This window comes from Skermanella sp. (genome assembly GCF_059503625.1).
The window spans coordinates 3509-16168 of the sequence record NZ_JCACHA010000622.1 but is presented as its reverse complement, the minus strand read 5'-3'; the positions used below and the strand labels follow the sequence as shown (position 1 = coordinate 16168).

The following is a 12660-nucleotide window of genomic DNA, read 5'->3' as shown; positions in this document are numbered from 1 at the left end:
CCAACTGCACGGCGCCGCTGATCGTTCAGGCGACGCTGGGCTTCTCCACCGCGATCCTGGACGCGGCGGCGCTGGGCTTCCTCGGCCTCGGCGCCCAGCCGCCGACGCCGGAATGGGGCACCATGCTGGCGTCGGCGCGGGAATTCGTCAGCCGGGCCTGGTGGGTCGTGACCTTCCCCGGCCTTGCGATCCTGATCACGGTGCTGGCCTTCAACCTGCTGGGCGACGGGCTGCGCGACGCGCTGGACCCCAAGCTGAAGCGATGAGTTCGTTCAACGGAACCCGATACCTGATGAAGGGCTGTCATGCCTTTGCTTGATATCCGCAACCTTTCCGTCGAGTTCTCGACCAGAGCCGGCAAGTTCCGAGCGGTCGATGGGATCGACCTGACGGTGGACGAGGGCGAAGTCCTCGGCATCGTCGGCGAGTCCGGCTCCGGGAAGAGCGTGACCTCGCTGGCCGTCATGGGCCTGATCGCCAACAACGGCCGCGTGGTGGCCGACAAGATGGAGTTCGACGGGCGGGACCTGCGCACCCTGACCGAGCGGCAGCGCCGCAAGCTGACCGGCAAGGACGTGGCCATGGTGTTCCAGGAACCCATGACCAGCCTCAACCCGTGCTTCACCATCGGCTTCCAGATCATGGAAAGCCTGAAGGTGCATGAGAAGCTGGGCCGGTCCGAGCGCCGCCGCCGTGCGATCGAACTGCTCGAGAAAGTCGGCATCCCGGCGCCCGAAAGCCGGCTGTCGTCGTTTCCGCACCAGCTTTCCGGCGGCATGAACCAGCGTGTCATGATCGCCATGGCGATCTCCTGCAACCCGCGCCTGCTGATCGCCGACGAGCCGACGACCGCCCTTGACGTGACGATCCAGAAGCAGATCCTGGATCTTCTGCTCGACCTCCAGAAGGAGCGCGGCATGGCGCTGATCCTGATCACCCACGACATGGGCGTGGTCGCGGAAACGGCGCGCCGCGTTTCCGTCATGTATGCGGGGCAGGTGGTGGAGACGCGATCCGCCCGCGACCTGTTCACCCATCCGCAGCATCCCTATACCGGAGCGCTGCTCGATGCCCTGCCGGAGCGGGCGCTGGGCAAGCGCCGCCTGCCGACCATCCCCGGCGTGGTTCCCGGCATATCGGACCGTCCGAGCGGCTGCCTGTTCAACCCGCGCTGCCGGTTCGCCCAGGACAAGTGCCGCCGCGAGGGCGTACCGCTGTTCCCGGACGAGAGCGGAGCCGCTCGCTGCTTCTATCCGTTGCAGGTGACAGGAGGAGTGGCAGCATGACCGCCGTTTACCAGACACCCATCGCTCCAGCCGCCCGCGTACAGCGCGAAACCGTGCTGGACGCCGTCGACCTGAAGAAGCACTACCGGCTGAAGCGCGGGCTGTTCCGCGCCGACGCTACCGTCAAGGCGGTGGACGGCGTCTCCTTCGTGCTCCAGACCGGCAGGACGCTGGCCGTGGTCGGCGAGTCCGGCTGCGGCAAATCGACGCTCGCCCGCATGGTGACGCTGATCGATCCGCCCACATCCGGGGAACTCCGGTTCGACGGCAAGGACATGACGGTAGGTAGCCGCGAGGAAGCGCGGACGCTCCGCCGCAAGGTCCAGATGGTGTTCCAGAACCCCTACGGATCGCTGAACCCGCGCAAGCGCATCGGCACGATCCTGGAAGAGCCGCTGGTCATCAACACCAAGCTCAGCCGCGCCGAGCGGCGCGAGCGCGCGGTCGAGATGATGGGGAAGGTCGGCCTGCGCCCCGACCAGTACGAGCGCTATCCGCACATGTTCTCGGGCGGACAGCGCCAGCGCATCGCCATCGCGCGGGCCCTGATGCTGAATCCGCGCGTCGTGGTCGCGGACGAGCCGGTTTCGGCCCTGGACGTCTCGATCCAGGCCCAGGTGCTGAACCTGATGATGGATCTACAGGAGGAATTCGACCTCGCCTACCTGTTCATCAGCCACGATCTCAGCGTCGTCCGCCACATCGCCGACGACGTCATGGTCATGTATCTGGGCCGCCCGGTCGAGCACGGGCCGAAGGAAACCATCTTCGCCCATCCGCGCCATCCCTATACGCGGGCGCTGATGGCGGCGACGCCGCGCGTCAATCCTGCCCTCCGCCAGGACGCATCGCCGCCGCGCGGCGAGTTGCCGTCCCCGCTCAACCCGCCGTCGGGCTGCCACTACCACAAGCGCTGCCCGCACATGACGGACCGCTGCGCCGTGGAGGTGCCGCCGCTCCGCGAGGTGGATGGCAGGCGGGTCGCCTGCCATTACGCCGAGCGGATGGAGTAGGGGAGCTTCCGCCGCTCAGTGGTCCGAGCGGTGCAGGATCTTGTCGGCGAGGCCGGTCTCGTAGCCGACGCCTTCGGGCGTCAGGACAAGGGCGCGGGGGAACTGGGACTTGATCAGGCCCTTGCGCTCCAGCGCCACCCAGACGGCGGGATTGGCCAGACCGTTCGCGTCCGCAGTGGAAACGACGGCGTCGCCCATATGGAAGTGATTGCCGTGGGCATGGGGGAACTGATCGACCAGCAGCGAGCCTTCGGCCTCCTCCGGCACAGGCTGGCCGATCAGGCGCCCGAGTTCCTGGATCAGCGTCAGGGTCTTGAGCTGCAAGGGATTCAGCTTCAGCGGGTTGGTTCTGGGCGGCATGGTCGGCCTCGGCTTCTGATGAAAAAGAGTTACAGGGACATACCGAAACACGAACGGCGAATCCAGCGTTGCCCGACCGCTGGGCAATGCGCAACAATCTGAAACATAAGTTTACTTGGGCCAAGACATCGCGCTATGGCAGTAAGGTGCGGTGCAAAATCGAAGTTTAAGATTTAGGCGAACATAAAATGTGCGGTATTATCGGTATCATCGGCAAGAACGAGGTCGCTCCCCTTCTGATCGAGGGTCTGCGGCGGCTGGAGTATCGCGGATACGACAGTGCCGGCGTGGCGACATTGGTCAACGGTCGGATCGACCGCCGCCGGGCGGAAGGCAAGCTGGTCAACCTGGACCGCCGCGTCCAGGAGCAGCCGCTGTCCGGCACCATCGGCATCGGCCACACCCGCTGGGCGACCCATGGCGGTCCGACCGAAACCAATGCCCATCCCCACGCTACCCGCAAGGTCGCCGTCGTCCATAACGGCATCATCGAGAACTACCAGGATCTCAAGGCCGAACTGGAAGGCCATGACCACCTGTTCGAGACCGAAACCGATACCGAGGTCATCGTCCATCTCGTGACCTACTACCTGGACCGGGGCCTGGGTCCGGTCGAGGCGACTGCTGAAGCCCTCAAGCGCCTTGAAGGCGCCTTCAGCCTGGCGCTGATCTTCGCCGGCGAGCACGACCTGATGATCGGCGCCCGGCGCGGCACGCCGCTGGCGGTCGGTTACGGCAACGGCAATGGCGAGATGTACCTGGCGTCCGACGCCTTCGCCCTGGCGCCGCTGACCAACCGCCTCACATACCTGGAAGACGGCGACTGGGTCGTCCTGAACCAGGGCAGCGTCGTGGTCCGCAACGCGGCCGGCGAGCAGGTGGAGCGCCCGATCAAGCTGTCGGCCGTGTCCGGCGCCATGATCGGCAAGGGCGAACATCGCCACTTCATGCTGAAGGAGATCTACGAGCAGCCGCAGGTGATCGGCGACACGCTCAACGCCTTCGTCCAGGCGACGACCGGCCACATCACGCTGCCCGACCTGCCGTTCGATCTTGCGGCCATTCCGCGCATTACTGTAGTCGCCTGCGGCACCGCCTTCTATGCCGGCATGGTGGCGAAGTACTGGCTCGAGCAGATCGCCCGCGTGCCGGTCGAGCTGGACATCGCGTCGGAGTTCCGCTATCGCGAAGCGCCGATGCCGGAAGGCGGCTTGGCCCTGTTCATCTCCCAGTCGGGCGAGACGCTGGATACGCTGGAGGCGCTGCGCTACGCCAAGCGCCAGAAGCAGCACATCCTGTCCGTGATCAACGTCGCGGAAAGCACGATCTCGCGCGAGAGCGACGTGGTGCTGTCGACCCTGGCCGGTCCGGAAATCGGCGTCGCCTCCACCAAGGCCTTCACGACGCAGCTGACGGTGCTGGCCTGCTTCGCCATCGCGGTGGCCCGAGCGCGCGGTACGATCACCCGCGAGCAGGAAGCGGAGATGTCCACGGCGCTCCGGGAGGTTCCCGCCCGCGCGGTCGATGTCCTGAACCACGACGAGCGCTTGCGCCAGCTTGCCCATGACGTGTCGGAAGCCCGCGACGCCCTGTATCTGGGGCGCGGCACCAGCTACCCGATCGCCCTGGAAGGGGCGCTCAAGCTGAAGGAAATCTCCTACATCCACGCCGAAGGCTATGCCGCCGGCGAGATGAAGCACGGCCCGATCGCCCTGATCGACGAGAACGTCCCCATCATCGCCCTGGCCCCGAACGACGTCCTGTTCGAAAAGACCGCGTCGAATATCATGGAAGCGGCGGCCCGGGGCGGCAAGGTGCTGCTGCTGTCCGACGCCAAGGGCGTCGAGCGGATGGGGTCCAAGGTGACCTGGACCGTGACGCTGCCCGAAGTCCACGCCTTCGTCGCCCCGATCCTCTACGCGATCCCGATGCAGTTGCTGGCCTATCATACGGCGGTCATCAAGGGCACCGATGTCGATCAGCCGAGGAACCTCGCCAAGAGCGTGACTGTCGAATAAATCGAAAACGATGCTGACAGATGCCCTGACGAAGGGCCGGACATGAAAATGGCGCGGCAACCGAATGCCGCGCCATCGTCCGATCCGTCCGGGACTGTCGTGAGCCGGATTAGAAGTCGAGGCGGGTGCTGAAGACCGCCACGATGCCTTCGTTGCTGGCGGTCGTCACGGCGCCCAATGCGTCGACGTTCCGCAGGTCCTCGTCCACATACATCACGTCCGCCTGTACCGTCAGGCCGGCCGCGATCGTATAGGCCACGCCGCCGCCATAGGTCTTGTAGGAAGAGGCATAGGTGGACGGCAGGCCGGTTGCGACATCGGGGCTGCCCTTGAAGCCTTCGGCATCGGCATAGGTGAGGCCGATCGCCACCGGACCAGCCGTATAGCTGGCGCCGACATGCCAGGCCGTGCTGTCGCCCGACGTTGCGGGAGCACCGGAAACGGCGTTGTAGTCGTCGGCGTCGATATAGCCGCCACCGACCTTGAATCCGCCGTAGCCGACCTGAGCGCCGGCCTGCCATGCGAAGAAGTCTTCCAGCGACGGCCCGCCGACGGCACCCAAGTCCTGACCCGTCGCCGTGCTGGCGGTGGCGCCCAGCGCCAGGGAGAAGCCGGAGAACTCACCGGTGTAGTTGGCGCCGAATTCCCAGAAGTCCTTGTAGCCGCCGGCCGTCTTCAGGGGCACCACGTTCTGTGCTTCGCTGTCGCTCTGGGTGGCATAGCTGACACCGGCCTGGATTCCGGCGAAGCGCGGCGTGATGTACATGACCTTCGTGGAGTCGCCGGCGTCCGGGGCCTGAACGAGGCTGCCGGTCGGTGCGCCGCCGAGAGCGAAGCCGGCCAGCGGACCGGCATCCGGGGTTACGGCCAGGAAGTCGTAGGCGTCGCCGTCGATCTGCTCGATGCCGACCAGGGGAGCATAGATGGCAAGCGTGTCGGCCGCGCCATCGAAGTCGCCCAGTTCGATACGGCCCCAGGTGCCGCCGATGTAGACCGACGCTTCGTCGGTGCCGACCCCGGTGTCGCCGCCGCCGCCCGTGCTGTTCTGCAACTCGATCTTGGCACCGTACAGCAGGCCGTTGTCGGCCTTGCCATCGGCGCGGACGACGATTTCGGTCTCAAGCTGGAACTCGCGGCTGGTCCTGTTCGAAGCATCGTCGTCGTAATAGGCGCCGAAGAATTCGGTATAGCCACCCAGGCTGACGACGATCTGCGCCTGGGCGCTTTGCGCATACAGAGCCGCGGCGGTAATGGCCGTGCCGGCGAGAAGAGCTTTTTTCATGACAGGTCCCTGATCGGATCGAAAAGTTTCGGCTTCACGAGGTAGATGAAACTCACGATTTGGATCAGACGCAACAATAACAATAAACAATGACGATCAAGCTGCATTCATGATGCAATACGGCAACTATATGATAGAATTACAATAAAAGGCCTTTGAGTAAGACCCGATTTTATTAAATATTGCCGTTTAATGACACACTATTACTAGTGGTTCATTGAGATCCATATTTAGTAACTCAATCGGATGTGTTGAGTGATGGTCTTCGTCACTCTGATAAGCTGGAGCCTCAATGTAGGGGGGCGGCTTTCAAGAACCGCGCCCGGTCGGCCGAAGTAACCTTGACATCGAACACGTCCCCTTCGCGGTCGAGCGTCAATGGAACATCGACACCCGCTTCGCCCAAGGCCCACATCGCGCGGTAGAAGCCCGCTACGGACTTGATCGGACTGCCCGCCACCGCGCGTATGGTGTCGTCGGCCTTCAAGCCCGCCCGGCGCGCCGGCCCATCGCCAGCCAGTCCGATGACGATGACCCGGTCGTTCGCATCCTCGCTCGTATAAAGACCGAGCCAGGGGCGGACGGGACCGGCGACCCGGCCGATCGTCAGCAGATCGTCCAGGATCGGTTTCAAGGGATCGATCGGCACGACCATGTTGAGCGGCAGGATATCGCCGCCGGGAGCCTGGTGCTGAAGTTGAAGCGATCCGATCCCCAGCAGGTCGCCATGCGGGCCGATCAGCGGCGCGCCGCCCCAGTGCGGATGGGCCGGAGCGGTGAAGATCGCATCGTCCAGCAGGTATTCCCAGTAGCCGGCGAATTCCTGACGGGCGACCACCTGTGCCGCGATCGAGCGGGTCGGCCCGCCGGCGCCTCCGATGACGACCTTCGTGCCCGGCTTCAACTTGCCGGAGTTTCCCATCAGCATGGCTGGCACGCCCAGCGGCGCCAATGCCTGAACGAGTCCGAAACCCGAGGTGTAGTCGTAGGCCAGTACATGGCCGGCCACCGCACGCCCGTTCGCCGCTGTCAGCCAGATTTGCTCCGCTTCCGTGATCAGGTATCCAATCGTCAGCACGAGACCGTCGTCGCGGATCACGACACCCTGGCCCAGGCGCTCGGTGCCCAGGGATTCTGCGGTGAAGGCATCGGCCGGTATCGTGGCGCGCAAGGAAACGATCGAGGAAAGCGCGGTATCGAGGTTGTAGTCCAGCGACCGGGGGTCAGGCTGAAACTCCGGCGGGATTTGCCAAGAATCAGATGATCGCATCGAATACCTCGCAGTCGGCGGCCCCCGGCGCGGGAGCACCTTCATAACAAGGTAGGGCGCCTATAATGTCCTGTGTAGGGAAAATTAACTGCCGGGAGGATTACGGGCATCCGCACCAGGCGCACGACAAGACACTGCATCACTTTTCCAGCGCCGGAACAAACCCGATTGCGCATTCTTAAATTAATTTAATCCCGCAATTTCCGCTAACGTTCCCCGGATGTTTTACCTCCCTGAAATCCGGAATTTTCACCGCTCATGGCACGTCGCCTTGGAAACCGCCTGGTGAAAGACTTTTAGACAAGTCTTCCTGATCGAGGCGTTCAAACCGCCTTACCGGCGGCCGGTATCCATGGATGGAGGCGAAATTGGTCAGGAACGACATCGAGAGCCAGCGGGAGCGCGCCCGCCTGAACCGGATGGAAATCATCGACGCGAAGTTGTCCCGGCGCGAAATGATGAAGTACGGCCTGCTCACCGCGGGGGGCGCGCTGGTCGCCAAGAGCGGGCTCAGCATCCGGGCGGCCTCCGCTGGCGGCTCCGTAGCGAGCCCCGCCACTACGCCCTTCATCGAGCCGCTGCGCGTGCTGACGCCCCATCTCGGATCGCGGTTGCAGGACGATTTGGATCATTGCAGTTCCACGGTGTCCGACGATCCCAGGGAGGCCGCTCGCGCCGCCCACCAGCTCTGGAAGGGCAACGAGCCGCAGGTCGTCTACAATTTCACGCAGAAGCCGCGCCTTTACCGGCCGCATCCCAAGCTGGCCGAGCAGAACGTCTGGACGTTCCGCGACTTCGACAAGGATAAGGAGTCACCGCTGGCCATGATCCACGCCCGCTACGGCGAGCCGTGCATGGTCTACAGCCACAACGAACTGCCGGCGAACCACAAGGGTTATGGCAACCCGATGGTCACGACCCATCTCCACAACGCCCATAACGCGTCGGAAAGCGACGGCAATCCTACGGACTATTTCGGTCCCGGAACCTACAAGACCTTCCATTACCCGAACATGTATGCAGGCGGCGACGAGCGCGAAGCCCTGGGCTTCCTGTGGTTCCACGACCACTGCATGGACTATACCTCGCAGAACGTCTATCGCGGGCTGGTCGGCACCTACCTGCTGTTCGACCGCTACGACAGCGGCAACGAGGAAGACACGGATTCCAAGGCCATCCGGCTGCCCAGCGGCAAATACGACGTTCCGCTGGTGATCGAGAACAAGGTCTACGACAAGAACGGCGTCGCCTATTTCGACCTGTTCAACCTGGACGGCATCATCGGCGACAAGTTCCTGGTTAACGGCAACGTCCAGCCGTATTTCGAAGTCGACCGCCGACGCTACCGCTTCCGCCTGCTGAATACCGGACCGTCCCGTTTCTATCAGTTCAAGTTCAGCAACGGCATGAAGTTCTGGCAGGTCTCCAACGACGGCAACCTGCTGCCATTCCCGATCGAGCGCGACAGCATCGGCATGACGGTCGCCGAGCGTGTGGACATCGTGGTCGATTTCTCAGGCGTGACCGACAGCATCGTCTATCTCGTCAACGTGCTGGAGCACAAGGACGGCACCGGTCCCACCGGCAAGATCCTGTCGACCAGCGTCGGCGACAAGATCCTTCAGTTCCGCCTTGGCGCCAAGGTGACCGACAACAGCCGCGTGCTGACCAAGACGACCGAATTGCGGCGGCTTCCCGACATCAACATGAGCGAGGTCAAGAAGGAGCGGAACTGGACTTTCAACCGGCGCAACGGCGCCTGGGTGGTCAACGGCGAACTGTTCAACCGCAACGTCGTCAATGCCCGCTGCCAGAAGAACACGGCGGAGATCTGGAATATCACCAACGCCTCGGGCGGCTGGTCGCATCCGATCCACATGCATTACGAAGAGTTCCAGATCCTGTCGCGCAACGGCGTCCCGATCAAGGACGGCAATCCGGAGAAGGCGCGTAAGGACGTGATCTGGCTGCACCCGAACGAGACGGTCAAGATCTTCGTCCGGTTCCGCGACTTCACCGGCAAGTATCCGCTCCATTGCCACAACGTCGTTCACGAGGACCACGCCATGATGGCGCGCTACGACGTCGTGGACGACGCGTCCTCCTGATACGGCGTTCGATTTTCAAGGTGTGGTTCAGGAGGGATGAAGCGATGGACATGCGCAGACGGCAATTTCTGGCGAGCAGTGCGGTGATCGTCGGTGGCGTCCTCCTGGGCACCACGATAGCGGACCTGATCGGCCCGGCGGAGGGCGAGAGCTTCGACGGTTCGCCCGACGGCAGGTTCCCCAATATCGTGCTCCACGGGCACGATGGCGGAGCCTACCGCTTCTATGACGACTTGATCCGCGACAAGATCGTCCTGATAAACATGTTCTTCACCGGCTGCGGCGACATCTGTCCGCTCAGCACCCAGCATCTCGTCCAGGCCCAGGAGATGCTGGGCGACCGGGTCGGCCGCGATATCTTCATGTATTCCATCACCCTCAACCCCGAGATGGATACCGAGCCGGTGATAAGGGACTATGCGGAGACCTACGGCGTCGGACCCGGCTGGCTGTTCCTTCGCGCGTCGAGGGAAGATACCGAACTGCTCCGCCGCGCCCTCGGCTTCGTCGATCCCGATCCGGCGCTCGACGCCGACCTGGAAACCCATATCGGCGTCGTGAAGTTCGGCAACGATGCCATAGGCCGGTGGGGGGCCTGTCCCTCCTTCGCCGACGCCGAGGAGATCGTCGCCGGCGTGCGGACGCTGGACCCGATCAAGCGGACTTGAAGCCGGCAGCCGGGATTTCTACTCGCGCGGGGCCAGCGCCGACAGCACCACACGGGCTCGGACCACCAGCTTTTCCGACACGTTGACCGGTCCGTCCTGGCCCGGCGCCGCGGCCATCGCCATCGGCTGCATGTCCTCGCGGGTCTTGCGGGCATAGGCCATCGGCGGCTGGTCGGCGAAGTCGATGTTGCCCATGCGGAACTTGCGGCCGGGGAAGCTCCGTTCCAGCGCGTCCAGTTCTGAGGCCGCCTTGCCGTAGATCTCCGCACGGAGGCGGGCGCGGACCGCTTCCGTTTCGCCGAGCGTTGGGGTGAACTCAATCGATCCGATTCGGAGCTGCAAGCCGGGCCGGCTGGCCTGCTTGGCCTTGTCGGCCAATCCTCCCAGCGCGGTTTCCGCCAGGCGTGCTACTGCGACGGCGCGCCAGCGATCCAGGCCGGCCTGATCGGTCGAGCGATCGAAGCTGACGATCTTCCAGTCGGCATCGGGCGTCAGGCCGCCGATAGCCTTCAGGAGATCGGACCGCTGGGTACCGGCGTCGGCTCCCGAGGCGGCGGCATCGGCGGAGACCGTCACGCGGGCGGTTTCCGTGCCGACCCAATCTTCCGCCGTGAGGTCGAGCACCACCTGATCCATCACGGGAGGCGGGACCTGCGCCGATGCCGGAAGCGTCAGCGCCAGGGTCAGGCAGAATGCCAGCGGGGAAAGGACTCGCATCATCGGGAAGGAACTCCGGATTACGGCTCAGAAATCCAGGTCCGCATAGTGGGACGGCGGAGGATTTCCGGGCAGGGCGTCGGACAGCAGGGGGCGGAAGCTCCGGCGTGACTTGATCCGCGAGTACCAGATGCGTGCTTCGGGATGTTCGTCCCAGGGCACGTCGCCCAGATAGTCGACTGCGGACAGGTGTGCTCCGGCGGCGATGTCGGCCATGCTGAAGTCGTCACCCGCCAGCCAGTTCCGCCGTTCCGCCAGATAGGCGATGTAGTCTAGATGGTAGTGGATGTTCTGCAATCCCGCCCGGATCGCCGGGGCGTGCGGATAACCCCAGCCGAGATAGCGCTTGATCAGCTTTTCACCGACAAGGTTCTCGGTCACTTCCGAGTTGAACTTGTTGTCGAACCAAGCGGTCAGACGGCGCGTCTCGGCTCGCTCCGCCGGGTCGGAACCCAGCAGGGGCTTGTCCGGATAAGCTTCGTCCAGGTATTCGCAGATGGCGTTCTGATCGGCCAGGATCGGGCCGTCGTCGGGCTCGACCAGCACGGGGATATCGCCAGCCGGGTTCATCGCGAGGAACTCGGGCCGCCGGTCGGAGATCTTCTCGACCTGCATTTCGAAGTCGAGCCCTTTCTCGCCCAGTGCGATGCGCACTTTGCGGGAGGACGGGGAGAGCCAGAAGTGAAACAGAGTTCGCATGGGGTCGGGACAATACCGCAAGCTTTCCCCCAAACATAGAGTCCGGTAGAGGACATATGCCCATTGATGTGACTAAACGGCGGCAATCAGGCGCTGCTGCACGACCCGCAGGGCGGGAAGACGTATGGTGACCGTGGTGCCGACGCCCAGGACGCTGTCGATGGCCAGCGAACCGCCATGAAGATTGACCAGCGAACGGGTGATCGGCAGACCGAGGCCGGTCCCCGATTCGCCCGCCATATAGGCGTTGCGCGCCTGACCGAAAGGCTCGAGCACTTTGGGGATCTGGTCCGCGATGCCGATGCCGGTATCGCGGACCGCCAGCACGACATCGCCGTTCTCTTCCTGACAACCCGATACCTCGATCTCGCCGCCGCGCTCGGTGAACTTGACCGCATTTGTCAGCAGGTTGATCAGGATCTGCTTCAGCGCCCGCTCGTCACCCATCACGACGGGCAGCGGCTCGATTTCGGAGCGTAGCGTCAGGTCCTTGCGCAGCGCCCTCTCGCGGACCAGCCGGACGACGGGTTCTATGATGCGGCTGAGATCGACCTGCTCTTCCTCCAGCTCATACCGGCCGGCCTCGATCTTGGACAGGTCGAGGATGTCGTTGATCAGGCTCAGCAGATGGCGGGCGCTGTCCAGGACGTTGCGGTTGTATTCGCTGTAGCGCGGCGAGCCGAGCGGGCCGAAATAGCCCTGGTCCATGATCTCGGAGAAGCCCAGGATGGCGTTGAGCGGAGTCCGCAGTTCATGGCTCATATGGGCCAGGAACTCCGACTTGGCGCGGCTCGCCTCTTCCGCTTCGCGCCGCGCCTGATCCAGCTTGCGGGCGAGGACCGACAAGTCGGCGGCCTGCTGCTCCAGCCGGTCGCGTGCCTGGAAGATCTCCTGTTCGCGCCGTTTCTGATCGCTGATGTCCATCAGCACGCCGACCGACATGCTCTTGCCGTCGTCGACATAGTCGCCGACGGCGATATAGGCCGGGAAGGTCCGTCCGTCGCGGGTCCGCGCCATGACTTCCCTTGCTACCCCCAGATGGGGCAGGTTGGCCAGCGCCGCGCAGGGCATCGGCGGGATCAGGGTATCGATGGTCAGCCCCTTGGCTTCCGCCGCCCTGTAGCCGAACAGCTGCTCCGCCGCCGGGTTGAACAACTGGATGCGCCCCTGGTCGTCATGGACGATGATGCCGGTGACCGCGACGTCGAGCACGGCGCGCAACCTTGCCTTGCTGTCGGC

Annotated in this window: 12 protein-coding genes; 6 read left to right on the top strand and 6 right to left on the bottom strand. The window is 64.0% G+C overall.

The annotated features are described in order from the left end of the window. The 3 genes from AC5JJ6_RS17900 to AC5JJ6_RS17890 form a co-directional block, all read left to right on the top strand. A partial coding sequence (locus AC5JJ6_RS17900) for an ABC transporter permease subunit (RefSeq protein ID WP_496043357.1) occupies nucleotides 1–266 on the top strand: 266 nt, incomplete at its 5' end. Nucleotides 267–305: 39 nt separating this feature from the next. Beyond that, nucleotides 306–1286 carry an ABC transporter ATP-binding protein gene (locus AC5JJ6_RS17895; protein WP_496043356.1) on the top strand — a complete coding sequence of 327 codons (981 nt, stop codon included), beginning with the start codon at nucleotides 306–308 and terminating at the stop codon, nucleotides 1284–1286. After that, nucleotides 1283–2299, top strand: a complete 1017-nt coding sequence (locus AC5JJ6_RS17890; RefSeq protein ID WP_496043355.1) for a peptide ABC transporter ATP-binding protein — start codon at nucleotides 1283–1285, stop codon at nucleotides 2297–2299. Before AC5JJ6_RS17895 ends, AC5JJ6_RS17890 begins: the two co-directional genes overlap by 4 nt. 15 nt (nucleotides 2300–2314) lie before the next feature. On the opposite strand, the gene AC5JJ6_RS17885 is transcribed toward AC5JJ6_RS17890, so the two are convergent. Beyond that, nucleotides 2315–2659 (bottom strand): hypothetical protein, encoded by a 345-nt coding sequence (locus AC5JJ6_RS17885; RefSeq protein ID WP_496043354.1) that lies wholly within the window; start codon nucleotides 2657–2659, stop codon nucleotides 2315–2317. A gap of 188 nt (nucleotides 2660–2847) precedes the next feature. Between AC5JJ6_RS17885 and glmS the strand changes: the two genes are divergently transcribed. Next, on the top strand, nucleotides 2848–4677 hold the full coding sequence (gene glmS / locus AC5JJ6_RS17880) for a glutamine--fructose-6-phosphate transaminase (isomerizing) (protein ID WP_496043353.1): 1830 nt from the start codon (nucleotides 2848–2850) through the stop codon (nucleotides 4675–4677). A gap of 109 nt (nucleotides 4678–4786) precedes the next feature. Here glmS and AC5JJ6_RS17875 read toward each other — a convergent pair whose 3' ends face one another. Both AC5JJ6_RS17875 and AC5JJ6_RS17870 read right to left on the bottom strand, forming a co-directional pair. Next, the gene (locus AC5JJ6_RS17875) at nucleotides 4787–5959 is read right to left on the bottom strand and encodes a porin (protein ID WP_496043352.1); all 1173 of its coding nucleotides are present in this window, start codon (nucleotides 5957–5959) and stop codon (nucleotides 4787–4789) included. 289 nt (nucleotides 5960–6248) lie between these two features. Continuing rightward, nucleotides 6249–7229 (bottom strand): S1C family serine protease, encoded by a 981-nt coding sequence (locus tag AC5JJ6_RS17870; RefSeq protein WP_496043351.1) that lies wholly within the window; start codon nucleotides 7227–7229, stop codon nucleotides 6249–6251. 356 nt (nucleotides 7230–7585) lie between these two features. Here AC5JJ6_RS17870 and AC5JJ6_RS17865 point away from each other — a divergent pair, with 356 nt between their 5' ends. Together AC5JJ6_RS17865 and AC5JJ6_RS17860 are read left to right on the top strand one after the other, a co-directional pair. Continuing rightward, entirely contained in the window at nucleotides 7586–9337 is a 1752-nt protein-coding gene (locus AC5JJ6_RS17865; protein WP_496043350.1) for a multicopper oxidase family protein, read from the top strand. A gap of 44 nt (nucleotides 9338–9381) precedes the next feature. After that, entirely contained in the window at nucleotides 9382–10005 is a 624-nt protein-coding gene (locus AC5JJ6_RS17860) for an SCO family protein (protein ID WP_496043349.1), read from the top strand. 18 nt (nucleotides 10006–10023) lie between these two features. Here the strand turns inward: AC5JJ6_RS17860 and AC5JJ6_RS17855 are convergent, their stop codons facing one another. The 3 genes from AC5JJ6_RS17855 to AC5JJ6_RS17845 form a co-directional block, all read right to left on the bottom strand. Further along, nucleotides 10024–10725: a hypothetical protein gene (locus AC5JJ6_RS17855; protein ID WP_496043348.1), complete on the bottom strand. Its 702-nt coding sequence runs from the start codon at nucleotides 10723–10725 to the stop codon at nucleotides 10024–10026. Nucleotides 10726–10749: 24 nt separating this feature from the next. Next, entirely contained in the window at nucleotides 10750–11421 is a 672-nt protein-coding gene (locus AC5JJ6_RS17850; protein WP_496043347.1) for a glutathione S-transferase family protein, read from the bottom strand. A 72-nt stretch (nucleotides 11422–11493) separates the two neighbouring features. Beyond that, the coding region (locus AC5JJ6_RS17845; RefSeq protein ID WP_496043346.1) for a sensor histidine kinase at nucleotides 11494–12660 on the bottom strand (1167 nt) is incomplete at its 5' end.